This is a genomic window from Fictibacillus sp. 7GRE50, from assembly GCF_015903875.1.
Classification (GTDB): Bacteria; Bacillota; Bacilli; order Bacillales; family Fictibacillaceae; genus Fictibacillus; species Fictibacillus phosphorivorans.
This window is the reverse complement of the sequence record NZ_JACZDW010000002.1, coordinates 234,876-258,976: the sequence shown is the minus strand read 5'-3', so window position 1 is coordinate 258,976 and position 24,101 is coordinate 234,876. Positions and strand designations below refer to the sequence as shown.

The 24,101-nt window shown below is 38.8% G+C and carries 28 protein-coding genes; 15 read left to right on the top strand and 13 right to left on the bottom strand.

The annotated features are described in order from the left end of the window. The first annotated feature begins 58 nt into the window (after positions 1-58). The 3 genes from IHV12_RS08480 to IHV12_RS08470 all read left to right on the top strand — a co-directional run bounded on the left by IHV12_RS08480 (position 59) and on the right by IHV12_RS08470 (position 2,738). The gene (locus tag IHV12_RS08480; protein ID WP_197127216.1) at positions 59-688 is read left to right on the top strand and encodes a LysE family transporter; all 630 of its coding nucleotides are present in this window, start codon (positions 59-61) and stop codon (positions 686-688) included. A gap of 166 nt (positions 689-854) precedes the next feature. Beyond that, positions 855-2,159: an amino acid permease gene (locus IHV12_RS08475; RefSeq protein WP_197190886.1), complete on the top strand. Its 1,305-nt coding sequence runs from the start codon at positions 855-857 to the stop codon at positions 2,157-2,159. A gap of 162 nt (positions 2,160-2,321) precedes the next feature. Continuing rightward, positions 2,322-2,738, top strand: a complete 417-nt coding sequence (locus IHV12_RS08470; protein ID WP_197190570.1) for a hypothetical protein — start codon at positions 2,322-2,324, stop codon at positions 2,736-2,738. 78 nt (positions 2,739-2,816) lie between these two features. Here the strand turns inward: IHV12_RS08470 and IHV12_RS22610 are convergent, their stop codons facing one another. Next, a complete protein-coding gene (locus IHV12_RS22610) occupies positions 2,817-3,188 on the bottom strand; it encodes a hypothetical protein (protein ID WP_231620692.1) in 372 nt (123 codons plus the stop codon). A gap of 153 nt (positions 3,189-3,341) precedes the next feature. On the opposite strand from IHV12_RS22610, the gene IHV12_RS08460 reads away from it, so the two are divergent. From IHV12_RS08460 to IHV12_RS08445, 4 genes are all read left to right on the top strand, one after another. Beyond that, a complete protein-coding gene (locus IHV12_RS08460) occupies positions 3,342-4,364 on the top strand; it encodes an NADP-dependent oxidoreductase (protein ID WP_197190569.1) in 1,023 nt (340 codons plus the stop codon). A gap of 68 nt (positions 4,365-4,432) precedes the next feature. Beyond that, positions 4,433-5,449 (top strand): S66 family peptidase, encoded by a 1,017-nt coding sequence (locus IHV12_RS08455; protein WP_197190568.1) that lies wholly within the window; start codon positions 4,433-4,435, stop codon positions 5,447-5,449. Positions 5,450-5,684: 235 nt separating this feature from the next. Beyond that, positions 5,685-6,476 carry a DUF4397 domain-containing protein gene (locus IHV12_RS08450; RefSeq protein WP_197190567.1) on the top strand — a complete coding sequence of 264 codons (792 nt, stop codon included), beginning with the start codon at positions 5,685-5,687 and terminating at the stop codon, positions 6,474-6,476. Further along, positions 6,476-7,156, top strand: a complete 681-nt coding sequence (locus tag IHV12_RS08445) for a class F sortase (RefSeq protein ID WP_197190566.1) — start codon at positions 6,476-6,478, stop codon at positions 7,154-7,156. Before IHV12_RS08450 ends, IHV12_RS08445 begins: the two co-directional genes overlap by 1 nt. 80 nt (positions 7,157-7,236) lie before the next feature. Here IHV12_RS08445 and IHV12_RS08440 read toward each other — a convergent pair whose 3' ends face one another. Next, the gene (locus IHV12_RS08440) at positions 7,237-8,031 is read right to left on the bottom strand and encodes a TIGR00266 family protein (protein WP_197190565.1); all 795 of its coding nucleotides are present in this window, start codon (positions 8,029-8,031) and stop codon (positions 7,237-7,239) included. A gap of 21 nt (positions 8,032-8,052) precedes the next feature. Beyond that, positions 8,053-8,484 (bottom strand): hypothetical protein, encoded by a 432-nt coding sequence (locus tag IHV12_RS08435; RefSeq protein ID WP_197190564.1) that lies wholly within the window; start codon positions 8,482-8,484, stop codon positions 8,053-8,055. 205 nt (positions 8,485-8,689) lie between these two features. On the opposite strand from IHV12_RS08435, the gene IHV12_RS08430 reads away from it, so the two are divergent. Then, the gene (locus IHV12_RS08430) at positions 8,690-9,028 is read left to right on the top strand and encodes a MerR family transcriptional regulator (RefSeq protein ID WP_197190563.1); all 339 of its coding nucleotides are present in this window, start codon (positions 8,690-8,692) and stop codon (positions 9,026-9,028) included. Between the two features lie 18 nt (positions 9,029-9,046). On the opposite strand, the gene IHV12_RS08425 is transcribed toward IHV12_RS08430, so the two are convergent. Together IHV12_RS08425 and IHV12_RS08420 are read right to left on the bottom strand one after the other, a co-directional pair. Then, positions 9,047-9,895, bottom strand: a complete 849-nt coding sequence (locus IHV12_RS08425; RefSeq protein ID WP_197190562.1) for an SDR family oxidoreductase — start codon at positions 9,893-9,895, stop codon at positions 9,047-9,049. 71 nt (positions 9,896-9,966) lie between these two features. Continuing rightward, the gene (locus IHV12_RS08420) at positions 9,967-10,260 is read right to left on the bottom strand and encodes a hypothetical protein (protein WP_197127226.1); all 294 of its coding nucleotides are present in this window, start codon (positions 10,258-10,260) and stop codon (positions 9,967-9,969) included. A 310-nt stretch (positions 10,261-10,570) separates the two neighbouring features. Here IHV12_RS08420 and IHV12_RS08415 point away from each other — a divergent pair, with 310 nt between their 5' ends. Further along, a complete protein-coding gene (locus IHV12_RS08415) occupies positions 10,571-11,224 on the top strand; it encodes a C40 family peptidase (protein WP_197190561.1) in 654 nt (217 codons plus the stop codon). A 257-nt stretch (positions 11,225-11,481) separates the two neighbouring features. Here the strand turns inward: IHV12_RS08415 and IHV12_RS08410 are convergent, their stop codons facing one another. Genes IHV12_RS08410 through IHV12_RS08400 form a run of 3 tightly spaced genes read right to left on the bottom strand, consistent with a single transcriptional unit; the run spans position 11,482 to position 13,159 of the window. Then, entirely contained in the window at positions 11,482-11,988 is a 507-nt protein-coding gene (locus IHV12_RS08410) for a DMT family transporter (protein ID WP_197190560.1), read from the bottom strand. A 13-nt stretch (positions 11,989-12,001) separates the two neighbouring features. Continuing rightward, complete coding sequence (locus IHV12_RS08405; protein WP_197190559.1) at positions 12,002-12,706, bottom strand: Crp/Fnr family transcriptional regulator; 705 nt, start codon at positions 12,704-12,706, stop codon at positions 12,002-12,004. A 27-nt stretch (positions 12,707-12,733) separates the two neighbouring features. Continuing rightward, positions 12,734-13,159, bottom strand: a complete 426-nt coding sequence (locus IHV12_RS08400) for a DMT family transporter (protein ID WP_197127230.1) — start codon at positions 13,157-13,159, stop codon at positions 12,734-12,736. 201 nt (positions 13,160-13,360) lie between these two features. Between IHV12_RS08400 and IHV12_RS08395 the strand changes: the two genes are divergently transcribed. After that, positions 13,361-14,278 carry a hypothetical protein gene (locus tag IHV12_RS08395; RefSeq protein ID WP_197190558.1) on the top strand — a complete coding sequence of 306 codons (918 nt, stop codon included), beginning with the start codon at positions 13,361-13,363 and terminating at the stop codon, positions 14,276-14,278. A gap of 252 nt (positions 14,279-14,530) precedes the next feature. Here IHV12_RS08395 and IHV12_RS08390 read toward each other — a convergent pair whose 3' ends face one another. Continuing rightward, positions 14,531-15,151 carry a cell wall hydrolase gene (locus IHV12_RS08390; RefSeq protein WP_197127232.1) on the bottom strand — a complete coding sequence of 207 codons (621 nt, stop codon included), beginning with the start codon at positions 15,149-15,151 and terminating at the stop codon, positions 14,531-14,533. Between the two features lie 258 nt (positions 15,152-15,409). Next, a complete protein-coding gene (locus IHV12_RS08385; RefSeq protein WP_197190557.1) occupies positions 15,410-16,195 on the bottom strand; it encodes a lipase family protein in 786 nt (261 codons plus the stop codon). 184 nt (positions 16,196-16,379) lie between these two features. On the opposite strand from IHV12_RS08385, the gene IHV12_RS08380 reads away from it, so the two are divergent. Then, positions 16,380-17,126 carry a ZIP family metal transporter gene (locus IHV12_RS08380; RefSeq protein WP_197127234.1) on the top strand — a complete coding sequence of 249 codons (747 nt, stop codon included), beginning with the start codon at positions 16,380-16,382 and terminating at the stop codon, positions 17,124-17,126. Positions 17,127-17,130: 4 nt separating this feature from the next. Here the strand turns inward: IHV12_RS08380 and IHV12_RS08375 are convergent, their stop codons facing one another. Together IHV12_RS08375 and IHV12_RS08370 are read right to left on the bottom strand one after the other, a co-directional pair. Further along, complete coding sequence (locus tag IHV12_RS08375) at positions 17,131-17,544, bottom strand: MarR family transcriptional regulator (RefSeq protein WP_197127235.1); 414 nt, start codon at positions 17,542-17,544, stop codon at positions 17,131-17,133. 208 nt (positions 17,545-17,752) lie between these two features. Next, positions 17,753-19,225, bottom strand: coding sequence for an MDR family MFS transporter (locus tag IHV12_RS08370; protein WP_197190556.1), 1,473 nt, complete (start codon positions 19,223-19,225; stop codon positions 17,753-17,755). A gap of 360 nt (positions 19,226-19,585) precedes the next feature. Between IHV12_RS08370 and IHV12_RS08365 the strand changes: the two genes are divergently transcribed. Further along, on the top strand, positions 19,586-20,314 hold the full coding sequence (locus tag IHV12_RS08365; protein WP_197190555.1) for an AAA family ATPase: 729 nt from the start codon (positions 19,586-19,588) through the stop codon (positions 20,312-20,314). A gap of 43 nt (positions 20,315-20,357) precedes the next feature. On the opposite strand, the gene IHV12_RS08360 is transcribed toward IHV12_RS08365, so the two are convergent. Further along, on the bottom strand, positions 20,358-21,020 hold the full coding sequence (locus IHV12_RS08360; RefSeq protein WP_197190554.1) for a GNAT family N-acetyltransferase: 663 nt from the start codon (positions 21,018-21,020) through the stop codon (positions 20,358-20,360). 135 nt (positions 21,021-21,155) lie between these two features. Here IHV12_RS08360 and IHV12_RS08355 point away from each other — a divergent pair, with 135 nt between their 5' ends. The 3 genes from IHV12_RS08355 (at position 21,156) to IHV12_RS08345 (ending at position 24,065) form a co-directional block, all read left to right on the top strand. Beyond that, entirely contained in the window at positions 21,156-21,491 is a 336-nt protein-coding gene (locus IHV12_RS08355) for a n-acetylglutamate synthase (RefSeq protein ID WP_197127239.1), read from the top strand. A 194-nt stretch (positions 21,492-21,685) separates the two neighbouring features. Beyond that, complete coding sequence (locus tag IHV12_RS08350; RefSeq protein WP_231620691.1) at positions 21,686-23,023, top strand: copper amine oxidase; 1,338 nt, start codon at positions 21,686-21,688, stop codon at positions 23,021-23,023. Between the two features lie 64 nt (positions 23,024-23,087). Continuing rightward, positions 23,088-24,065, top strand: a complete 978-nt coding sequence (locus IHV12_RS08345) for a class F sortase (RefSeq protein ID WP_197190553.1) — start codon at positions 23,088-23,090, stop codon at positions 24,063-24,065. Positions 24,066-24,101 lie beyond the last annotated feature (36 nt).

Here is a 24,101-nt window from a genome sequence, read left to right as displayed (position 1 = left end):
CCTCCGAATAAGATTTAAGACAAGCATGAGTTGTCCATCTTATACGTGGAGGTCTTCAATGATTATATTTTTTAAATATGTACTGCTAGGTCTATCTCTGGCGGCTCCCATTGGTCCGGTAAACGCTGCACAGATGGACCGCGGAATCAAATATGGATTTTGGCAAGCTTGGATGGTCGGGTTAGGTGCAACCGTTGCAGATGCACTCTATATGCTCATGGTGTACATGGGGCTTGTTAGCTATATCAATACTCCGTTCATCAAAACTTTTCTCTGGCTCTTTGGCAGCTTTGTTCTCCTTTACACTGGAATCGAGACATTCAAAAAAGCTTCTTTAGAAAGAAAGAGCAGTCAGCAAGATTACACCGTACATAACAGCAGGAGCTTTCTGGCTGGTTTTCTAATGTCTCTTACCAATCCTCTTACCATCTTATTTTGGTTAGGAATATACGGTTCTATACTCGCAGAAACTGCAACGAAGTATTCGCTGGAAAGTTTACTTCTCTATAGTATGGCCATATTTTCAGGCATTCTCTTATGGGATTTCGCGATGGCTGTTGTATCCAGCAGTTTCCGGAAAATGCTGGCTGATCGCATTTTACATGGAATTTCAAAATTATCAGGATTATCACTGATCGGATTTGGATTTTATTTTGGGTATAAAGGTATATCGTTTTTATTATCGTAAACAAGCAGCTTTGGAATTTTTCTAATGCTGTTTTTTCTTCCGCCAATGAATATTCAAACGTTTAAGTAAAACAATAATACTTGTAAAGCAGGAGGGTATTATTGTGAAGAAATCTAGTTGTAATGGACCGGTTCAACCAAATCTTGATCAATCAGAAGCAAAGGATATGGCTTGGTGGCAGCTCTCTCTTGTTGGAGTAGGATGTACAATTGGGACAGGTTATTTTTTGGGATCAACTATTGGGATCCAACTTACCGGTCCTTCAATTGTTTTTTCTTTTATATTGGCAGCTATAGGAACTTACATCGTGTTTCAGTTGTTAGCCAAAATGACAGCAGCTGATCCTCAAAAAGGCTCGTTTTGTTACTATGCCACTCATGCTTATGGAAGATGGGCGGGTTTTAGTTGTGGCTGGAATTATTGGGTCTCGAGCATATTGATCATGGGGAGCCAGCTTACTGCGCTTTCGATCCTTTCTCAATTTTGGTGGCCACATGTTCCGCTTTGGATCTTTGCAGCATTCTACGCGGTGTTAGCCATTATTGTTGTTTTAGCAGGTACGAAGAAATTCGATCAAGTTGAAAATTTACTGGCAGTCATAAAAGTGGCAGCTATCGTGATGTTTATAATTTTGGCGATCGCAGGAATAATCGGTTTTGTGGACGGTAAAAGCTATAATCTGGATATACCAAGAACGTACAACGGTTATTTTACAGGTGGGTTAAAAGGATTTTGGTCCTCTCTAATCTATGCGTTCTATGCATTTGGCGGAATTGAAGTGATCGGCATGATGGCGATGCAATTGAAAAAGACAGAAGAAGCTTCAAAAGCGGGAACGATCATGCTTTTTATCCTTACCATTATCTATGTCCTTTCGATTGGACTTGCCGTGTCTACTGTCGCTATAGAAACATTTGATCATAAAGAAAGTCCGTTTGTTACGGCGATGGAAAGGTATCATCTAGGTTTTTTCCCTCATGTATTTAATGGAGCCATCATCGTAGCAGGGTTTTCAGCGATGGCGGCAGCTCTATTTGGAGTGACCAACTTATTAAGGACGCTTGCAGAAGATGGAGATGCTCCAAAATTGTTTGCGAAAACCATAAAATTTAAAAAACTGCCGCTTCCTGCAATGGGTTTAGGAGCAGGAGGACTTTTAGCAAGTATTATCACAGCCCTACTTCTCCCAGGGAAGATCTATGAATACATTACAACCGCAGCTGGGATTTTACTTCTATTCAACTGGTTGTTTATCATTATGTCTTCGATGAAGATGTTGCAGCAATCCTTATGGGTGAAGATGATTTCGATTTTTGCTATCCTATTAATTTCTTTAGCCGTAACAGGAACTTGGTTTGAAGAAACAATCCGGCCAGGGCTATACGTTAGTATCGGGATCTCAGTGATTATAGGAATAATTTCAATGGTTGTACAAAAGAAACGGAACGATCAAGCAGGTAAAATGATTTAATTCTGCTAATTTTAATCACTCGCTTCTCTTTAAAGCATTAACACCTAAATATTTGAAGGGTCATAAGTCTTTTGACTCATATTGATACAAAAAATGATCTGATTCGACATCCACTTCGTTAGCTTAGTGCAAGACAAAAAAATTACAGGAGTGTGATGAATCATGATGAAGAAATTTGCGAGTACAGGACTAGCTTTGGGATTGCTATTAGGTGGAGGTACTGCATCCTTTGCTCAAGATGACAACACCACTGTAGATCTTAGCGCGAAGCTCAATGCTGCGATCGAAAATAATGAAACCGTAACTTCAGCTGAATTTACAGCTTGGGCAGAAGCAAATCATTGGGAGATGTCCGATCTTCAAGCTTGGGCAGAAGCAAAAGGAATGACAGAGAGTGAAATTCAAGCTTGGGCAGAAGAGAATGGCTGGAGTGAGGAAGACAGCGCTTCTTTAGATTTAAACTTAGATGCTAGCCTAGATCTGGACAACATTTTGGATCGTAATGACAACGACCACTGGGAAGACGATGAAAATGATGACGAAGGAATTCTTGATGATATCCTTGGTGATCTATTATAAGAAATGTGAACAAAGAAAGCCGTTCCCGAGGGAGCGGCTTTTTCTTTTATACTCAGAATGTATATCTTGTTTGCACGATCAACCAAAACATACGAAGTTTCGAATCTGGGAAAATTGGTATCGTACACGTTGTCTGCGGCCGCCTATCCAAATATAGCCGGTAACGCTGTTTTGGCGAATTGCTACAGGGAAGAACCAAAAATCACGACCAAACTGACCTGGGCGACGAAGCCCTATGAGTCCCCAATTTCCTAAACAGCTGCACAACCGGGCACGAATTTGAGGAGGTTGGAATGTTTGAGTGAAAAAAGGTTGTGGTATTTGGCTTTGGGCAAATTGTTGTGGCGGTGGAGAAAATGGACCTGCTTCATCTTCTTCCGTTTGGCGTTCTAAATAGTGTGATTCATCTATGGAATGCTGATGTTGATGATAATATGGGTGATTGTTCATCGGATTATTATTCATAAGTTTGTTTCCTCCTTCCACTAAACAGTTTGTTCGATATATGAATATGATAGCTGTTCCTTTTGAGTAGCTTGTTCGTTGTACATAATAGTAAAATCAGAATGAAATGGGCTATATGATGGAGGTTTAATGTAAAGAATGAAAGCAATGACAATCGATCGTTACGGCAAGGACGTAGCATTACAAGAAACAGAAATGCACAAACCTGAAATGGGTGATCAGGATCTTTTAGTCAGAATACATGCCGCAAGTATTAATCCAATTGATTTTAAGATTAGAGATGGAAAAGTAAAAATGCTGTTATCTTATGACATGCCACTAATTCTCGGTAATGATTTTTCAGGAACCGTCGAGCAAGTAGGGAGTAAAGTTTCTACGTTTCAACCGGGAGACAAAGTGTATGGAAGGCCAAGAAAAGATCGAATTGGAACATTCGCCGAATTTATTTCGGTACACGAAGATGATGTAGCAATCGCACCAAGTAACATTTCTTTGATTGAGAGTGCTTCTCTGCCGCTAGTTGGCCTGACCACTTGGCAAGCCTTTCATGATGTAATTCAATTGAAAGAAGGACAAAAAATTTTAATCCACGCTGGTGCGGGTGGGGTTGGTACATTTGCTATACAGCTTGCAAAAGCCATGGGGGCATTCGTAGCCACTACAGCTAGTGAAAAAGGATACGATCTTGTAAAGTCTTTGGGAGCTGACGAGATCATCAATTACAAAGAACAAGCTTTTGAGAAAGTCCTTAAAGGTTATGACGCTGTTTTTGATACGTTAGGTGGACCTTCTTTAGAAAAATCATTCGAAGTGTTGAGACCAGGTGGAAAGATTGTTTCAGTTTCTGCCGTTCCGAATAAAGAATTTGCAGAACAAAACAACATGGGTTTATTCAAAAAAGTGATTTTTTCTATCATGAGCAGAAAGTTAACGATGCTTGAAAAGAGACACAACGTCCGCTACCATTTCCTATTTATGAAGCCGAGTGGAGAACAGTTAAGAAGGATTGCTCATTTGGTAGAAAAAGAAGATATCGTACCTGTGATTGATAAAGTCTTTTCATTTGACGATGCACAGAAAGCAATTAAATACGTGGAAACAGGGAGAGCGAAAGGTAAAGTTATCATCAAGGTGGAATCACCTCTAATTGCGAAAGGTTGAAGGAACTCTTACTTACTTTGTGGAAGTTTAGTGGACACAGAAAAATACAAAAAGTAGGATGATTTCAGATGATTAGATATCCATTATTAAAAGAAAAAGCATCAATCGGAGTAACTGCCCCTTCATCAGGTGTGCAATCGGCTCTTCATGACATGTTCAAGCAAGCCTGTCTGCGAATGGAGAATAGAGGCTATGAAGTAACTTGTGGTGATACGGTATGGACGCAAAATAAGGCGAAGTCTGCACCAGCAAAAACACGAGCTGTTGAATTTAATGAGATGGTAAGAGACCCAAAGATAGATGTAATCATCCCTCCTTGGGGTGGAGAGCTATTAATCGAAATGTTAGAACATGTTGATTTCACGAATTTGCCGAATAAGTGGATTTTAGGTTATTCAGACACAAGTACTCTTCTCCTTCCCATCACTTTGAAAACAGGAATCGCCACAGCACATGGCACAAATTTTGTCGATTTAAGAGGTGAGTACTCTGATGAAACCACAGCGATGTGGGAAAAGGTACTCTCAACAAGAGAAAGTGATAGTGTTCTTCAGAAGTCTTCTGATAAATATCAAAAAGAGTGGCTACACGACGCACCAACACCATACGTGTTTCATCTCACTGAATATACAGAGTGGAAGACGGTTTCGGGTAAGAATGAAAAGATTTCTGGGCGTCTGCTTGGCGGCTGTATTGATACGATTCGTCATCTAATTGGAACACCTTATGGCGATGTCGCACATTTTCATAAACAGATGATTAATGGTGAACCCATTTTATGGTACTTAGAAAACTGTGAAATGAACACTACTGATCTAAGGAGATCTCTGGTTCAAATGAAGCTAGCGGGCTGGTTTGAAAATTGTTCTGGTATTATGTTTGGCCGAAGTCCTGGAAATGAGCCAGTTAATGATTACACAGTGGAAGACGTATATGAAGAAACGTCTCGGGAGCTGAATATTCCAATCATCTATGATGTGGATTGTGGACATGTACCGCCTCAGATTACTTTTGTGAACGGGGCTTATGCCGAAGTTAAGGTAGAGTGTGGCAAAGGAACGGTTTTACAGCATTTTCGTCAATGACATTCTCTTATACCATTAAATAAAGCTGATAAAAATTCAATACAGTATAAATTAAAAGTTGTCTCCTTCGTGAAGGAGATAACTTTTTTTGGTGACTAAAATAATAATTTAAATAATAAATTGTAAATATTTAATAAATATGGTTTAAGTTTAAAGTTTAAGTGGTACATAGATTATACAAACATATTACATTTATTGTGCATTTGTTTGTATACCATTTGTGAGGAGAGATGAAATGAAAAAGTTTTTTGGGTCTGCACTAGCTGCAATCATGATGTTTGCTTTGATGGCATCGGGGGTTTTCGCTGAGTCTAATGATGCGATGGTTCGTATTGTACATGCTTCGCCTGATGCACCTGCAGTTGATGTCTACGTAGATGGAAAACTAGTAGTTGAAGGGGCTGAATTCAAGGCAGCAACTGATTACATGCCATTGCCAGCTGGCGAACATAAAGTTGAAGTCTTTGCAGCAGGAACAAAAGATAATGCAGTCATTTCACAAAGCTTAACGGTAGAGGCAGGTAAAGCTTATACGGTAGCTGCGGCAAACATGTTAGAAATGGTTGAGTTGGTAGTAGCAGAAGACTCCATGCAAGCAACTGAAGGAAAAGCAAAAGTACGTATCGGGCATCTTTCTCCTGATGCGCCAACAGTGGATGTTGGTTTAATTGGTGGTGATGCTTTGTTTAGTGGAGCTTCATTCAAAGCATTCACAGATTATAAAGAATTAGATCCAAATACGTATGATCTAGAGATCCGTACTTCAGACGGTACACAAGTGCTTGACCTCTCAGGAACAAAGCTTGAAGCAAATATGGTATACAGCGTGTACGCAATTAATACTGCTGATAAACTTGAAGTATTAGTTCTACAAGACTCAATGGTGATGCCATCAGAAATGCCTAAAACAGGAATGGGTGGAGCATCTGATGAGTCATCATCAAACTATACAGCAGGAATCATCGCAGCAGTGGCTGGATTTGGAGCAGTAGCGTTTGTCCTATATCGCAAACGTACAGCTCAATAATGATGAAGAAACAAATAATCTTATTTACAACCATATTCCTGCTGAGCAGTTGCTCAGCAGGATATAACTCTGAAAGTGATGAGAAACAAGAGTATAGGCAGAACGAGATTCTAGTTTCATCACAAGAAGAACGAGGGGAAACAAATACAAAAGCAGCCCAACAAACCGAGTCTATGATGAAAATGAATAACGAGGATACAAAAAAAGATCGGCCAGATGAGGCTGAATCTATAGGTATTGTTCCAACAAAAATAGAGATTCCAGCTTTAAAAGTTAGCGCTTCTGTAAACGGACAGGGACTAAACAAAGACGGACAGATGGAAGTACCAGATAACGGGGAAGATGTTGGTTGGTATGAACTGGGTGCTAAGCCGGGTGCGAATGGAAATGCGGTTATAGCTGGCCATGTGGATGATTATACGGGACCTGCTGTATTTTTTTATTTAAAGAACTTGAAAGCTGGTGATCTCATTCACGTTTATGGAAAAGAAAATGAAAAAGTTTCTTTTCAAGTGGAAAAGGTTGTTTCCTATAAAAAAGACGAAGCACCTTTACGTGTGATTTTTGGACCTAGTCAGCAGCCTAGGTTGAACCTCATAACATGTACAGGTGTATATAACAGGAAAAACAATGAACATGAGAAACGGTTGGTCGTTTTTGCAAAGCGAATCAAACAATAAAAAGAGCAGAGACCATCTACTGAAGATGATTCTGCTCTTTATTTGTAACTATTACATCTGTTTAACGCTCATCTTCTCAATCAATCTCCATTCAACATGCCGAACACGCCTTTAGCAATGCTGCCTTCATCGCTAGATCCGCCTCTATGAGGAGCTGCAGCAAAGACACGACTTGCTAAGCGGCTGAATGGAAGAGATTGAATCCAAACCGTTCCCGGTCCTCTTAATGTGGCAAAGAACAAGCCCTCACCACCAAAAAGCGCTGTTTTCACGCCTTTTACCATCTCGATATTATAATCGACACCGCTTGTCATCGCAACCAAGCATCCTGTATCTACACGCAACACTTCTCCAGGTGCCAATTCTCTTTTATGAATGGTTCCACCGGCATGGACGAAAGCCATCCCATCGCCTTCAAGCTTCTGCATGATAAAACCTTCACCACCGAAGAAACCTGCTCCAATTTTACGTTGAAATTCTATGCCGACTGTTACACCTTTCGCAGCCGCTAAAAATGCATCTTTTTGGCAGATCACTTTACCACCAAGCTCACTTAAGTCCATTGGAATGATTTTTCCAGGGTAAGGTGAAGCGAATGAAACGTGTTTCTTTCCGCGCTCTTCATTCGTAAATGTTGTCATAAACAGACTCTCGCCTGTCAGAACGCGCTTACCGGCATTAAAAAGTTTACCCATTAAACCGCTTCCGCCTGATGAACCTGAACCGTCCCCAAAGATGGTTTCCATTTCGATGCCGTCTTCCATCATCATTAATGCACCAGCTTCAGCGATTACCGTTTCTTTTGGATCTAACTCTACTTCGACGAACTGCATATCATCGCCGTAAATTTTATAATCAATCTCGTGGTTATTCATGTTCTGTTCCCCCAATAATGTTTAATCTGTGTTTCCTGAGACCATTTCAAAGTTTGAAGATTTACCGTTTTTGTATAATTGAATGGTTTCATAGGCTTTGTTTAATTCTACCTCATACAATAGTTGGTTTTCTATGTTCTTATCTTCATAATCAGCAATCGTCTCTTCTTCATAAAAGACTTTAAGTGTGGCACCGTCTTCTTTTACCTTAAGATTAAAGAATGTGATCGCGGGTTGATCTTGTAAGATGTTTACTCCATTTAGCATTAGGTAGATTCTTTCGTCTTGATCTTGAAACAGATGGATGCCATTTTGCTTTTTAGCAGTCTCGAAGAAAGACTGTACCTCTGAATCTGCTTCTTGAAGTGCAATAAAATCTGTGCGCAGTTTTGAATCATCCATACAGCCTGCTAACAAAATGATTAATTCAATCAGCACGAGTATCTTCTTCATCGAAGGCTCCTTAAGATTACTGAATGCACAAGTTATTACGCGTTAATAATCTTTTAGTTTCAATTAGTGTTTAAAAATTTTTGTCACACCTGTTAAGGCTTGAAGGAAATGAAAACGTAAGTAAGATAATCTAACAGCTTTGTTGAAAGAAAGTTTCATTGAGATATAGTAAAAAGAGGGGGTAGGGCGAAGGAGTGGCTACACTATGTCTTTTGAAAATACACCATATAAAGATAAGAAGGTTATTTCAATAGGTATTGTAAGTGAGTTAACAGGATTGTCATTCAGACAGATACGGTATTACGAAGAAAGAAAATTGATCTTCCCAGAACGTACTGAAAAAGGGACGCGGAAATATTCGTTTTCGGATATTGAGAAGCTGGTTGAGATTGCAAATAAACGAGAAGACGGAGTACAAACACATGAAATTAGAACTGAGATGAAAAAGGGGAAAGAAAAACAGTCAGAAAAGAGTTTGCTTAAAGAGATGCTTCGTGGCCAATTTAATGCTCATTTTAAGAGCAATCATGATCGAACATCATAAAAAGGCAGTCTCGGGTGACTACCTCTTTTTGTTTCCTACTAATCTTATTGTAATTAACCATTCTAGTATCTTCCATGGCAGGATGCTTTTTAGCCGTAACGTTAATCTCACTCCTTTGCCAATTGGATAACGGAGTTTAGGAGTTTTTGTAGAGATAGCAAGTTTAGTAACAAGTTTTGCGACATCAATAGGGTTCCCATGACCTGCCTTGCTGCTTTCCATGTTTTTCAGGAGTGCATCCATATAAAAGGAATAAGGAGACTGAGAATCGATAGTCAAGTTGTCGATCGAAGACCAAATGTTTGTTTGATAAGATCCAGGTTCTATAAGAACGACATCTATTCCGAACGGTCGCAGTTCCAAACGCAAACTTTCGCTGTATCCTTCCAACGCGTGCTTAGATGCCGTATAAGGTGATAGACCAGGAAACCCAAACGTTCCAGAGATGCTGCTCATATTAATGATGCGTCCTCGCTTGTTTTTACGCATGAAGGGAAGGACGGATTGGGTAACTGCCATAACACCAAATACATTTGTCTCAAACTGCAGACGATATTCATTGATTGATAGTTCTTCCGAAAAACCACCAAGTGCAAACCCCGCATTATTTACTAAAACATCAATGTTATGAAGCTCCTTGATATAGCCTTTAAATGTTTGGATAGAATCTGTTGATGTTACGTCCAGAGCATGAAGAAAAATTTGGTCACTTACCTTGTTTTCGTCTGCCAACTTTAATAAAGCTTCCGCACGACCGACATTTCGCATCGTACTCACTACATTAAAACCGGCCTTTGCAAGTTCAATTGCACAATACATACCAAACCCGCTAGAAGTGCCTGTAACAATGGCTGTTTTTCTGTTCATTTCAATCTCCTCATGTTAAAAAAGTTCGTTAGTTATGTACTAAACGTAAACGAACTTTTCTAAGCAATCAACTATTTATACGGATTGTTTGGCCGCTTATCTCGATAGTTGTAAATGACAAACACGAAACCTGAGTATGATCCAACCGCAGCTACTCCATAGATGATTCCCATTACGATTCCAGTCCAAAGACTATGTGGGTGTGCAATTAAAACAGATATGATTAAGCCTAGCATGCAGGCGATCGTTGGTATCCAAGCAGAGATGTAAGGAAAGAAGATCTTGAGGATTTCAATCATGATAATGATGGCGGGTATAGCAATCAATGCATCCCAAAAGTTAGTAAGAATGAACGGGAACTCCAAATAGATGCCTCCTTACCCTTTTTTGCCCTTTATATACTCTATACAGAATACAGCTAATCTTTCCTTCTATTTGTCCACATTCCCCAAAAATTTATTTGAATGATGTTTGTGCCGTTTATAGTCTAGTTACGTATGGTACTACTTCATATCTAACTCATATTTTCATTACCTTTTCAAATATTACAATGTGTAATTTCTCATACATTCTGCAGAAAATTGTTAAACCGCTGTAACTCCCTCACAATGTCTTTGTCATCTCTGCCTGTTAGTATGAGACAGGTCAGATTAAATAAGAAAAGGGGATGTTACTTTGAAAAAAGCAGCAGCAGGATTAGCAATAGCAGGTGTCGTGGCGTTCAATCCGATAGTGGGTGAAGCCGCTCTTGGAGATCAAACGCTGAAACCTGAGACGCAGCATTCAGACGTACAAGACCTCCAACAAACGTTAGATAAAAAAGGATATTTTTCATATAGCAAAACAACGGATTATTACGGTGACTATACGACAGATGCGGTAAAGAAATTCCAAGCAGATAAAGGTATCACAGTGGATGGTATCGCAGGTGATGAAACATTTAAAGCGTTAGGAATCGATACTTCAGAAAGTGATTCTTCAATTGTTGATGTAGCTAAAAAGTACGAAGGAATAGCTTATCAATGGGGTGGAGCGTCACCAGATGGTTTTGATTGCAGCGGATACTTACAATATATCTTTAATGAAGCAGAAAATGTTGAGTTACCTCGTACAGTGGATGATATTTATGCAGAAGGAACAAAGGTTGATTCACCAGCAGTAGGAGACATCATATTCTTTGATCTAGAAGGTGACGGGCCGAGTCATGCTGGAGTATATATCGGGAACGACCAGTTCGTACATGCTTCTTCTTCAAAAGGCGTAACAACTTCTGAACTTAATAGCTCTTATTGGTCAGAAAGCTATATCGGAGCAAAAAGTTACGAATAAATTTCATAAGCATGTGAAAACGTCCACTTCAAGTGGGCGTTTTTTTGATGGTGAAGAAGCTTTAGCGGCGAAACTGATTGAAACTTAGGTGTCAATCACTTTGTAGCAGGAGGAACTTGGGCACTTGTAGGTGATCATTAATGTGTTACAGGTGAAAAACACCACTTAAACGGCGAACATGTAATAAATATAATATCACGTACCGTAACAGTAAGAGAGACGCATAAAAAAAAGATGACCACGTTAGAAAACGTGAATCATCTCTCGACAGATGCACTTTGCTTTAGCGTATGCTTAACCACCTTTGTGACTTTACGTTGTTCAGCACGACTTCCACCAAACTTAAACACGATAACTCCACCGATAATGACGAGCACCCCTAATAATTGCTGAGAGGTAAACGGTATTTTTTCGAGACCGAACAAACCGAGTGAATCCCACATGAGTGCAGAACCTAGCTGTGACGTCAGGACGATCGATATCGCAAATGTTGGACCGAGCAGTCGTGTACCTTGTACTAAACAAACAACAACCCCGACACCAATCAATCCGCTGAACCAAAACCATGTCTCCATGTTCTTCAGTACGAACAATTCTTTTCCTTCAAAAACAACACCTAGTGTCATAGAAGCAAGAAACCCTAAACCTAACACAAGAGCTGTAGTCGACCAAGTTCCTGCAAGGTCATTGACTCGGGTATTAAAAATATTTTGCAGACCAACAAGTATGCCTGCCAGAATTGCAAAGAGTAAACCGATAAGCATGTTGCACGCTCCTTTATTTTTCGTATATATTCCGGTGATTAGCTAGTTCACTTAAGCCTTCTCGATTCTTCACTTCAATGAACCCTTTATGCCGTTCCACAAGACCATCTTTAGAAAGGTGTTGGATGACTCGGTTCAAGTGGCGATAGCTCGTTCCGATCAAGTTAGCGGCATCTATAAGATGACTCGTGCTCAACTTACCGCTATATAAAGCATCGGATTCGTCAAAACAAACCGACAAAAGATAGCTCGCAAAACGAACTTCGACCGGATACAGAAGATTAAAGCTTAGAGAACTTGATTTTACATAAAACTTCTTGGTGATCACGTTCAACAGAAATTTTAAGAGCGGAGTATGATCGCTACCGTATTTTTTCAACCAGCGGTGATGAATAGCGATCATATGCACTTCAGAAACGGCTTCAACCGTATTGATAAAGTCAGTTCCTTGAACGTACTCAATATCACCTACAACATCTAGAGGTGTTTTAAATGAAAGAATGAGAGTTCTTCCTTCAGGTGAGGTGTTGAAAATCTTCAGTTTTCCTTTTACTAACAAATAGAGGTGGTTGTAAGGATCACCTTGTGTACAGATTAATTCACCATGATCATAGCGGTATAATGTTAGATAAGGTAGAAGCTCATCATTTAAAATAGGTTTGATTTCAAAAGTCTGCAAATAATTCTGAAGCAGCTCAGGATCGTGAATTTCTCTCAATTTTCAAACACCTCATCTCATTCTTTCTTAAAATTTCAAGATGACAACTCCCGCGATCATCATCGCGATTCCAATAAATTGTGGAAGCTTCATCTCTTTCTTCAATACACCAAACCAGCCTTTGCCATCGATTAAGAACGTGATCGCTAGCTGTGAGATCAAGATTACCGCGATCGTTAATGTCACACCTATAGAGTGGATTCCATAAATATTTCCATAGATGACGACTGCAGCAAATGATCCTCCCGTTAAATAAATCGGTCGTACTTTCTTAAATTCTTTCCATTTTTGATCTTTTACGATCAAAACAATTAAGACGGCTGCGACAAAACCAGTCAATTGAGTAATCGTGGCTGCCTGCCAAGAGCCAATATCCTGGCTGATCCGTGCGTTCGCTACACCTTGCAGAGTAATAAAGGCGCCGGCAAAAAAAGCAAACATTATTCCTTTCATTTCATCACTTCCCAATACAAAATTCTATACCCATTAAAGAATAAGAGAGGATATGTTGGGAAGGACATATGTCCTAAAACTTTAAAATGTATGTTACGCACATGATAGTTACATGATGAAATGTTCCTTTTCCTTTCCACTTTTACATATTTCGTTTAAAATAAAAAGCTGCACGACAATCTCTATGAAAGAGGTAAGAATATGAAACGATTAAAGAATTTATCAAATAAAACTAATAAAAACAATGAACAATCAGCAGAATTTAAGAATCGTGAAAGCTGGTTAAAGATTATTATCATAGGCGCTTTTGCTTTATTGATCTTTTATAAAATAGCCACGGCACCATTCGTATTCCGCTTTTCAGATTTTATTTCCGTATTTAGTTCGTTGTTCGCTATAACGATCTCTCTCATCTATTTTAACAAGGTCAGCAAGTTAGAGAAGATGATTGAGTCTTTCACGTCCAAAGAGAGGGCTGTTCAGACTTATGAAACATCTCCGGCAGCTGCTGCAGTAGCTGATGAGCCTGAACAAGAGCAATTAGAGCTGTTCGAGGAAAAGGAAGAATTGATTGAAGCTCCTGTTTCTGAAGTAGAAAAAGATGAAGTAATTGAAGAAGATGAAAAAGAACAAGAAGGAAAAGAAGAAGTAATAGATGAAGAAGAAATCTGGGAAACACAGCGAATAAAAGAAGAAGAGCTAGCCAAGATTGAGATGGATAAAACACAGATCTACAACGAGCTCTTTACACGTGCACAGTTAAGCAACGAAGAAATGACATACTTTAACGAGAAAATCAGAGAAAAAGAAACGGAAAGCTTTAACACAAAACAAGAATTGAATCAGTTTAAAGATCGTATTCAAAATGTGTTCAAGAAAACTCCGCAATTTTTCCAAAAAAGAGATTCACGGATCGAAGGAATTGTTCGCATGATGAATCCAGTCACCCTCAAGAATGCGTCTCTTGAAGACTTAAATCAGCGTATGGATCAAGTGATTGATGTTATTCCTGAAGAAACGCTAAATTCCTTAATTAGAGATGGATTATTAGATGAAACATACCACCTGACACGCTCTGGTTACCGTGAATTCATGCACGTAAGTAAAACATTTCAATAATAAATGATAGAAAAAAGGTGTGCCTTTGGATTAAGGGCATACCTTTTTGTATATGTGTAAAGCTAGGCAGGACAATATATACAGATTGCTCGTTCAGAAGAAACAGGAAAAATAATTTCACGGTAATTCAGATTATATTCACGGTAATCAGCAATAATTTCGCGGATAACTAGCATAATTTCAGGGATAAAATAATTTTAACAACTTTCCACAAAACGACATCATCACCACAACAAACAGGTTCTCACAAATTTATTTTGCAAAAAGGTGATTGCCGATCTTCGTAACCGAAGCTCTTGAAAATATCCAGGTATCCGTTGCAAGTTCAGGGTTGTAGTAATAAACAGATCCGTAAGTCGGATCCCAGCCTTTCATTGCGTCAAGCACTGCACGATATGCATAGCTGGACGGCTTTAAGTGATATTGCCCATCATGAACGGCTGTAAATGCGTTTGTCTGATGAATAACATCACTTACATGACTCGGGAATGCAGGATCTTCTAAACGATTTAATATAACAGCGGCTACAGAAACTTTGCCTATGTAGGATTCACCACGTGCCTCACCATGAACAACACGTGCCATTTGTTCTACATCTTGTAGCATTAAAAAGGTAGCAGGACCAGCAACGCCATCGGATGAAAGATTCGTCTCATATTGAAAGTTAGCAACTGCTCGTTCAGTAATAGGACCATAATATCCAGTAACAGGTCCATAGAATAAACCAAGTGCTTTTAGTTTTTCTTGTAGGATGGAGACCTCATAGCCCTGACTTCCTTCAGTTAATAGTCCATGCGCTTGAACTTTAGTCGGAACGAACAAAAACGCCAATGCCACAAAAAAGAGTACCAGCTTACTTAGTAGGTTTCTCATTGTAAAACACCCTTCCCTTCATGATTTCTATATATTATCAATAAAGGATGATTTAGACATGAAGCGCATTCTCTATTTTTTTGCAGCAGTACATGTCCCTCTAAAGTAGGGAAATATGACAATTCATGTTACAAAACTACTAACTCGTTATATAAGCGTTTCAATCCAGAGTTAACGGGTAAATAAATGGATTGGTTAAGAAACGATCCTTACATAAAAATAAACCCATTTAACATTTTGTTAAACGGATATTGTCAATCACTCACAAATCGTGGATTCAGGAAAGAAGCCCGGATATTTGTTGCAAAGTTTTTTGTATTCAATTGGATATTGTTTGCTTAAAAAATGAATATAACAGAGGATTCTATGATTTTGGATATATTTTCTGTTCTTAAAATTCAGTTGATATTCCTGTCCAATAGGGAGGTTTAAAAGAGGCTTGTTCTTAAAAAAGAGAGGAGTCATGCAATTTGAGATGGCATCGTGCACATTTACAACTCGAATACTGTTTATCACTTCTTCATAGAACTTTTTAGTAAAATCTTCATTAGCGATCGGCAAGCTAGCAAAACTATAGAGAATAGGGTTTATAAAATTTGTGTTAACTGCCGCATCTAGTGTGAATAATGCAGCTAGACTGCCACCAAGGCTATGACCTGTCACGAGTAGCTGTTTATCACCTGTATATAGCTGGTTGATATCCTCTAAGAGAGTATCTCGAAATGTACTATAAATCTTTGTGATCCCTCGATGAGTTAACCCGCTATCCGTAACATAGATATATGGGATTTGTGAAACATCTAGGTATGAGCTTACATTATCCATGGTCTTTGTTCCCCGAAAAGCCACAATGAGTGAATCCTCAGATTCAGCAATAAATCCAAATGTTTCTCCTGAATCTGAGACGATTGCACGTTTCATCTCGTAATGCTTCGGTAATTCAATCGTGCTATGTTCGTGAACGATATAGGCTTTGTAAGACATCACTGCCAAGAATAGAGCCATTTCTCCATCGAACACAAATAACTCTTTAGTTATTTTCATACAAAATCACATCCTTCACTTATCCGATTTAATAGTATATGAAGGAAGCAGTGGACAAGTATAGACGCGTACACTGAGAGAATTAACTATTTTTCTTTAAAGTGGATGTCGTGGTTTATTAAAAGAGGAGATCGATACATACTAGTTGAGTGTACTTATTTGATAGTGGGAGAGGAGTTTGTAGATGACAAAAACAGTTCTTAGTTTCATATTTGTAATCGGGTTTGCACTTGTCCATTTAAGCTCTAAGTACTTAAGTTTTATAAAAGACTCTCCACGAAGTAAATTTTTATCTTTTTCAGGCGGCGTAGCTGTTGCTTATGTTTTTCTACATTTGCTCCCTGATTTGAACCACTATCAACAAAAGGTAGGGGAATCGCTTAAAAAAGGGATTGGGCACTACGTAGAGGACCATATTTATTTAATTGCGATGCTCGGTTTGGTACTTTTTTATGGACTAGAGCGGTTAGTCAAGAATTCAAAAAAGAAAAAAGATGCACAGTCAAACTCTGAAGAAGTTGCTGTTTCTTCAGGTGTATTCTGGATACATGTGACATCGTTCTTCCTTTACAATGCGGTTATTGGCTACTTGCTCATAAGAGAAGAGTACGAGACGAAATGGGGAATGTTTTTCTTCTTTTTGGCATTGAGCATTCACTTTGTCGCTAATGATCATGGCCTGAGAAAGGATCACAAACAAAAATATGACAAGTATGGAAGAGTGTTGCTTACAGTTGCGATTTTAATTGGTTGGGCAGTCGGAGCTATCACCGTAGTTCATGTACTGATCGAATCTATATTAGTTGCTTTGTTAGCTGGAGGTATCATATTAAATGTCCTAAAAGAAGAACTTCCAGAGAATCAGGAAAGCAGTTTTGTCGCGTTTATCGCAGGATTAACTGGTTTTTCGATACTGATGATGTTGGTTTAGAAGATTAGTCATTAATTTTCTTGAAAAGCTCGTTTAACTTTGTAAAAGAAAGCTTTTCTTCAGATGTTAATGGTGAAAGTGATGAAGAAATAATTTCGTTTTTTTTAACCAGCAACCTAGTGATTTCCTGTGAACCATTCTCTGTTAATGATACATAGACTTTTCTCCGATCAGATTCTGTATATTGCCGATCGACCATTCCTTTTTTAGCAAGTCGATCAATAAGAGTAGAAGTTGAAGCTGGAGTTGTATCGATTTTTTTAGCAAGTGCAGTTATTGTTTGATTTTGATTCTCAAGCAAATAAATCATCGTTTCTATTTGAAGATAATTCAGTTTTTCATCATGAAGAAATGATTCTTTAAAATTTTTAACAAATTTAATCAGTTCGTAGATCTCAAAGTTGTTATTGTTATTCATAATCATTCTCCTAAAGTAAATGAAAAGACGACACTTCTTATTAAGTGTCGTCTCATTTTACTTGATTTTTATATATTAAAACCTTATATTTTTAACTTTATTAACTTATTGCCTACTGTAACATAGTGTATACACGTGTTCAATTTGAAATAAATGGATGAAGGCTTGCCGAAGCCTTCATCATTGACAACTAAAAGAAAAAAATAATTTATCGAATGCTAGAAGAATGAATCTGTTCGTTCTGTTCATTTCTATATTTCAGTAGTAGAAATGAGATTCCAATCCCGATTACGGTTAAAAGAAGAGTAACACCGTAAATAGCATGAACCCCAGAAGCAATTATTTCTTGAAGTTGACCCAATTGGCTAGCTTTTAGTTCACCACCATGTTCAAAAGAAGCGTTCAAATCAAGGTCTTGTCCCGCTTTTTCAGCCTTAGAGATGGTAATCAAGTTAAAAATCGTTCCGAAAACAGCAGATCCGAGCGTCTGGCTGAATGTGTTCGTAAACGTATTGGATGCTACAGCTACCCCGCGTTTGTTGGAGGGTACAGATGCTTGGATAATAAGCATGTATATAGGTGTGATAAGTCCCATGCCGAGCCCTAGAACACCAGATGCAACATAGATTAAGTATGTTGGAGAATGAGCGTCTAACAGATAGAAAAGTAATGAAGCCATACTTACTACGCTTATTCCAAGAGTAATAATCCAATTATCCTTTAACCGTCCTACTAAGTTCCCCGCAACTAGTGAACCTAAAGTCCACATAACAGGAAGTGGCATCAAAACAAAACCAGCTTGTGTAGCCGTTTTCCCCATAACTCCTTGGCTCCATATCGGTAAATAAATCGTGATACAAATAACGACAGCACCAGATATCAAGGTGAGTGAGTTTACGATCAACACACTCTTATTGGTGAAAAGGTTAAGTGGAATGAGTGGTTCAGGTGATTTTTTTTCTATATATACAAACAGTACATAAAGCAGGATCGCAGTTAGGAATAGTCCGATAATGATAGGGTTGCTCCACTCTTGAGTTTGGCTGCCTGTTAGAAGTGCATATAGAAAAGCGATCGTACCAAGGGAAAACGTGACAGCTCCCCAATAATCAATATAAGGTTTACCTTTTGTAAGCTTTTCTTTGTAATTTGCTGCGAGCATGAAGAAAGCAAGAAGTCCGAACGGGATATTTAAGAAGAAAATATAGCGCCATGATAGCGTGTCAACAAGAAAACCACCAGCTAAGGGTCCAAGAACACCAGCAACTCCCCATACTGCTGAGATCCAGCCTTGTGCTTTCGCTCTTTCCTTTGCCTCAGCATACAGATCTCCAATGATCGTCATCGTAATCGGCATAACTGCACCAGCACCGAGACCTTGAATAGCACGGTAGAAGATGAGTTGTTCCATTGACATGGCGATTCCGCAAAGAGCAGAGCCTATCAAAAATAGAATAATACCTGCAAGAATTACCTTTTTCCGGCCGAATAAATCCGCAAGCTTTCCATAGATCGGAGTCGATACGGCAGTAGCCAGCATATAAACCGCGTAAACCCAGCTCACCAGTTCAATGCCGGAAAGATCGCTCGTGATACGTGGAATAGCTGTACTCACAATCGTACCTTCCATCGCAGCCAGAACAGTTACTAGCAATAAAGCGGTCATAATTTGTTTTCTCATATATGTCCTCCTTCGTATAAAAAAATGACAGAATCATAAGTAGTTCACTTTGTTAAATGAATAATAAAAAAGAGGCTAACCAAGAAATTAGTTTATCACGTCATTGGGGGATTAGCTATCTTGCAGTATTGCTAGAAGGGGATGGATTAGGCACAGAGCTGTAATTGGACAGATTATCTCAGACATTGGACAGATTAACCTCTAGATTGGACAGATAATATCAGACATTGGACAGATTAGCCTCTAGATCGGACAGATTATCATCTTGATTGGACAGATAGCGATTATTATCGGACAAATTATGACTGAAAGCGGTGAACGGCTGATCTCGTTTGTTATACTTTTAAATAGGTGATGCAAATGTTTTTAAAAAGAATAAAGCTGTTGCGTGATGAGATTAAATCGTTTAAAGAATATCCGTTCACTATTCCTGCAATCAGTAAAATGGATGAGATACATCTCGAAAAGAACGTGACTTTTTTTGTAGGAGAGAATGGAACGGGGAAATCGACGCTGTTAGAAGCGATCGCGGATAAGTGTGATTTTCATACAGCAGGTGGTGGTCGCAACAATATGTATGACGTGTACGCTTCGGAATCAGATCTAGGAGATTATATTCGCCTTTCGTGGTTGCCGAAAGTATCGAACGGGTTCTTTTTACGTGCAGAATCGTTCTACAGCTTTGCTACTCATCTAGAGGAAGTAGACAATACAGGATTCCGTGATTATGGAGGGCGGTCCCTTCACGAACAATCTCATGGTGAATCCTTCCTATCACTTTTTTTGAATCGTTTTAAAGGGAAAGCGATCTATTTACTAGATGAACCTGAGGCAGCCCTTTCACCTTCAAGACAACTCACTTTCTTAAAGATTATTCATGATCTAACAACCCAAGGTGATACGCAGTTTATAATTGCGACTCATTCTCCGATCTTATTAGGTTATCCGAATGCAGATATACTAAGTTTCGATGATGGAAAGATATCTACCATAGATTATGAATCTACAGATCACTTTCAAGTAACCAAGTACTTTTTAAATAATAGAGAGAAAATGATGAAAGAGCTTCTTAAAGACGACGATGATTAATTGAATTTGAAAATGATGTAAATGAAGCAAGGAGAACTAGTATTTATGTATCTAGTTCTCTATTTGTCGTTAAGCCAAATGGATCATAGATCATTACAAAAGTAGAGAAGGGGATCTCATCACTCGTAATCTCTTCAACGAGTGAAAAACCTAAGTGCTTATAGATTCTCACATTTTGCACTGTTTCTGTTTGAAGCAAACAAAAGGTTCTTTTCTCGTTGGTTTCTGCAACAGCGGCACTCATCATAGTGGTCATGTGACCTTGATGTCGGTGGAGTGGGTCTACGCATACTGAATCCACCAACAGAAAGTTTTTATAGTTATTCTTATAATAGTTAAGTTTGCTGTTAGATGATTGTAAACTGCTCGCTTTTCTCAAAAAATCTACTATAGATAGTTGTATGAAAACACCGGGCAGACGAAATGCACATGATAGAGCAGCAAGTATTGATTTTCCTAGCTTTGTTTTCTCTCCGTGCTGAGATACACAAAAGAGTCCCTCTACATGATCAGAAGTTACATATAGTGAGCCGTTAGATTGCAGAATACGAAGGACCATAGGGAAGACAGAACGTAAAATTTTTCTCCTTTTATTCGGGATAGGAAAAAAGTACACAAACATTGGATTATCAATAAACGAATTCGTTAAGACTTCACTTGCTTTTGTGAGGTGTTTTTTTTGCAGTTTTTTTAAGTGATCATACATGAAGTAAACTCCCTTCAATGATGAAATCCAACAATATGTCTGCGAGCCTAGCATTAGTCTAATGAATATCATTTACTGGGAAAAATCGAACTTCTATGTTAACTTATGTGAATATTCTAAAAAGGTGGTTGAAAGATGATTAATTACGACGGAAAAATATTCGTGTCTGTTCAAAACTCTTCGAACGGTGAAGTATCCTCACAAACAACGTTTCACTACAAACAAGAGGGGAATATCGTGACTGCTTCCTACGGAGGTGGAGATATCTTAAAAGGCACGTTAATCGGAATATCTAATGAAGATGGCAGCTTGAACTTCAGATACAATCATGTGAACACATCTGATGAAATAAGGGGTGGGGCATGTGTTTCACAACCTGAGATCTTGAGTGATGGAAGGATTAGATTGTATGAAAAATGGAGATGGGTTGAGGGAAGCTCTGGTGAATCCATAATTGAAGAAGTAAAATAACTACCTTTTATATGACCGGAAAATCCCGTTGTAATGGGGTTTTTAAGTGTTTTCCCTATCTGACACCGTAACAAAAACTCGAAAATAATAAATAAATGTTATAAAAAGTGATCCAAACTGAAAAACCTCCCGTTATCTAGATAAGAAAGTTAGCTAACTTCAAAAATATCTAGAGACAAGGGAGAGAACTTATCATGAACTTGAAAAAACTAATCGTACCCGCATTAAGCGTATCCTTACTTATTCCTACTGCTGGAAATGTACAAGCAGCTGAGAAACCAACGGTGAACACACCAGCTTCTCAGTTAAGAGCTGACTTAGATTATCTATTATCTGAGCACTTTGTCTTAGCTGTTACGGCTATGACTAAATCGTACGATGGAGCGAAAGATGCTGAAGCTGCGAACAAGGCTCTAGATCAAAACGCTCTAGATATGACACCTGCCATTGCGTCTGTATATGGTGAAGAAGGTGCAGCTGAATTCGAGAGAATCTTCAGAGAACACAACAACTACACAGATGATCTTGTAAATGCAGCGAAGGAAAAAGATAAAAATGCTCGAGCAGATGCTGAAAAAGAAGTAGCAGAATTCGTTGAAGAGTTCTCCACGTTCTTAAGTACAGCAACAGAAGGTAAACTTCCAAAAGAAGCTGCTACAGAAGCAGTAAAAGTACATGAAGCTCAAGTATTAGAAGTGTTTGATAATTATGTAGAAGGCGATTATAAAGAAGCGAACGAAACATTCCGTGAAGGTTATAAACACATGTACGTAATCAGTGATGCTTTATCAGGAGCAATCACTACACAAATGCCTGAGAAATTTGAAAACACGAAATCTGATACACCAGCAGCAGATTTACGTTCAGCACTGAACAGCTTAGCTGCAGAACACTTTGCATTAGCTGCGACAGGCATGCAAAAAGGATTTGACCAGAAGAAAGACTATGATTTTGTAAGCTGGGCGGAAGATGCTCATACAGCTGATTTCAAAGCAGCTATCGCTTCTATCTATGGTGAAGAAGGAGCAGCTCAGTTTGAAAAGGTATGGCAAGGAAACCACATTAATGCACAATCCGAAATCGTTGCAGCAACACTAGAAGGTGACGAAGCAAAAGCAAAAGAAGCAAAAGCAAAACTTGATCAGTTTGCAATGGATTTTGGTGCATTCTTAGGAGCAGCAACGGCTGAAAACTTGCCAGCTGCTGATGCTGAAAAAGCGATCAAAGCACATGAAGACTTAGTGAGACAAACATTTGATCAATACGTGGCAGGAGATTATGATGCATCATACGCTTCATTCCGTGAAGGTTACAAATACATGTTTGGTGTAGGTCAAGCATTGGGTGGTGCGATTGTAACTCAAATGCCAGACAAGTTTGCAGGAAGTGAAATGCCTTCAGATATGCCGAAGACAGGATTTGGTGGAGCGAGTGAATCTACATCTGCTTCTGCAATTGCTTTGACTGGTCTTGGCTCACTATTAGCAATGTCAGCACTGTTCTTATTCAGAAGAAAGTCAACTAATCAGTAATTAAAACATATATGGAGAGGGGGAAACCTCTCTTCTTTTTTTATAAAAGAGGTGTAATGATCACATGAAAAAAATCATCTTTCTTTCCATCAGCAGTCTGCTTTGTTTTGTCCTGGCAGCTTACAGTTACGGAATCTTTCCATCTCAAGCTTCTTCTCTACAAGAGAAATCTAAAGGAGAGCGTATTGAATCCAACCTGGAGAATGCAACACAAACACCTGATACAACTAAGAGTCCTTTAGCAAAAGAGTTCACACTTTTAAAGTCCGAAGTAAAAAAGCTGACTGAAGCTCAAGCAAGAGAGTCTGCGGAAATGAGAGGCATTGTTCCTGTTCGCATTGAGATTCCCGCAATCAATGTTAAAGCACCTATTGAGCAGGTAGGTATTTTAGAAAACGGACAGATGGGTGTTCCAGAAGATACGAATAGTGTAGGATGGTTTGAACCGGGTGCAAAACCTGGTGGAAGAGGAAGCTCAGTTTTGGCAGGACATGTTGATAGCAAAACGGGGCCAGCTATTTTCTTTGATCTCAAGAAATTAAAGCAGGGTGATGAGATCATTATTACCGATAAAAATGGAGCAGCACTGACGTTTGTGGTGAACAAACAAAAAAGCTATCAGAGAAACTCAGCCCCTATCAATGAGATCTTTCAAACTACTAGTGGCCAGAATCTGAATCTAATTACTTGCTCTGGTGTTTTTGATCGAACAGAAGGTACACACGAAGAACGACTTGTTGTATTTGCTGAATTAAAGAAAGAAAACGTTGAAAAACCCGTTACACCGCCGGAAGCTCCTGAGAATGTGGAGGTTAACGGAAGCTTTGTAACCTGGCATGCTGTTCGAAAGGATAACATCGTTGGTTATCGAATTTATAGAAGTGAACAAAAAGATGGGAAGTTCGAACAAGTTGGAAGCATCTCTGCTCATGAAAGAAAGAATTTCACAGATGAAAATGCAGAGAGTTACTATTATTATGTTACATCCATTGATACTTTAGGAAAAGAATCGAAACCTTCTTCAATTACTAAGGTAAAATAATGACCTCATTAAAAGTACTGCGCATTTAGCAGTGCT

Coding starts and splice junctions, on each gene's coding strand:
- IHV12_RS22610 (WP_231620692.1), bottom strand. CDS start 3,188: ATGAACAATCACCCATATTATCATCAACATCAGCATTCCATAGATGAA.
- IHV12_RS08410 (WP_197190560.1), bottom strand. CDS start 11,988: ATGCTTATCGGTTTACTCTTTGCAATTCTGGCAGGCATACTTGTTGGT.
- IHV12_RS08475 (WP_197190886.1), top strand. CDS start 855: ATGGCTTGGTGGCAGCTCTCTCTTGTTGGAGTAGGATGTACAATTGGG.
- IHV12_RS08480 (WP_197127216.1), top strand. CDS start 59: ATGATTATATTTTTTAAATATGTACTGCTAGGTCTATCTCTGGCGGCT.
- IHV12_RS08435 (WP_197190564.1), bottom strand. CDS start 8,484: ATGAAGAAGATACTCGTGCTGATTGAATTAATCATTTTGTTAGCAGGC.
- IHV12_RS08470 (WP_197190570.1), top strand. CDS start 2,322: ATGATGAAGAAATTTGCGAGTACAGGACTAGCTTTGGGATTGCTATTA.
- IHV12_RS08370 (WP_197190556.1), bottom strand. CDS start 19,225: ATGAGAAAACAAATTATGACCGCTTTATTGCTAGTAACTGTTCTGGCT.
- IHV12_RS08385 (WP_197190557.1), bottom strand. CDS start 16,195: ATGAAAATAACTAAAGAGTTATTTGTGTTCGATGGAGAAATGGCTCTA.
- IHV12_RS08345 (WP_197190553.1), top strand. CDS start 23,088: ATGAAAAAAATCATCTTTCTTTCCATCAGCAGTCTGCTTTGTTTTGTC.
- IHV12_RS08360 (WP_197190554.1), bottom strand. CDS start 21,020: ATGTATGATCACTTAAAAAAACTGCAAAAAAAACACCTCACAAAAGCA.
- IHV12_RS08395 (WP_197190558.1), top strand. CDS start 13,361: ATGAAACGATTAAAGAATTTATCAAATAAAACTAATAAAAACAATGAA.
- IHV12_RS08440 (WP_197190565.1), bottom strand. CDS start 8,031: ATGAATAACCACGAGATTGATTATAAAATTTACGGCGATGATATGCAG.
- IHV12_RS08375 (WP_197127235.1), bottom strand. CDS start 17,544: ATGAATAACAATAACAACTTTGAGATCTACGAACTGATTAAATTTGTT.
- IHV12_RS08350 (WP_231620691.1), top strand. CDS start 21,686: ATGAACTTGAAAAAACTAATCGTACCCGCATTAAGCGTATCCTTACTT.
- IHV12_RS08430 (WP_197190563.1), top strand. CDS start 8,690: ATGTCTTTTGAAAATACACCATATAAAGATAAGAAGGTTATTTCAATA.
- IHV12_RS08460 (WP_197190569.1), top strand. CDS start 3,342: ATGAAAGCAATGACAATCGATCGTTACGGCAAGGACGTAGCATTACAA.
- IHV12_RS08365 (WP_197190555.1), top strand. CDS start 19,586: ATGTTTTTAAAAAGAATAAAGCTGTTGCGTGATGAGATTAAATCGTTT.
- IHV12_RS08400 (WP_197127230.1), bottom strand. CDS start 13,159: ATGAAAGGAATAATGTTTGCTTTTTTTGCCGGCGCCTTTATTACTCTG.
- IHV12_RS08450 (WP_197190567.1), top strand. CDS start 5,685: ATGAAAAAGTTTTTTGGGTCTGCACTAGCTGCAATCATGATGTTTGCT.
- IHV12_RS08455 (WP_197190568.1), top strand. CDS start 4,433: ATGATTAGATATCCATTATTAAAAGAAAAAGCATCAATCGGAGTAACT.
- IHV12_RS08390 (WP_197127232.1), bottom strand. CDS start 15,151: ATGAGAAACCTACTAAGTAAGCTGGTACTCTTTTTTGTGGCATTGGCG.
- IHV12_RS08355 (WP_197127239.1), top strand. CDS start 21,156: ATGATTAATTACGACGGAAAAATATTCGTGTCTGTTCAAAACTCTTCG.
- IHV12_RS08445 (WP_197190566.1), top strand. CDS start 6,476: ATGATGAAGAAACAAATAATCTTATTTACAACCATATTCCTGCTGAGC.
- IHV12_RS08380 (WP_197127234.1), top strand. CDS start 16,380: ATGACAAAAACAGTTCTTAGTTTCATATTTGTAATCGGGTTTGCACTT.
- IHV12_RS08425 (WP_197190562.1), bottom strand. CDS start 9,895: ATGAACAGAAAAACAGCCATTGTTACAGGCACTTCTAGCGGGTTTGGT.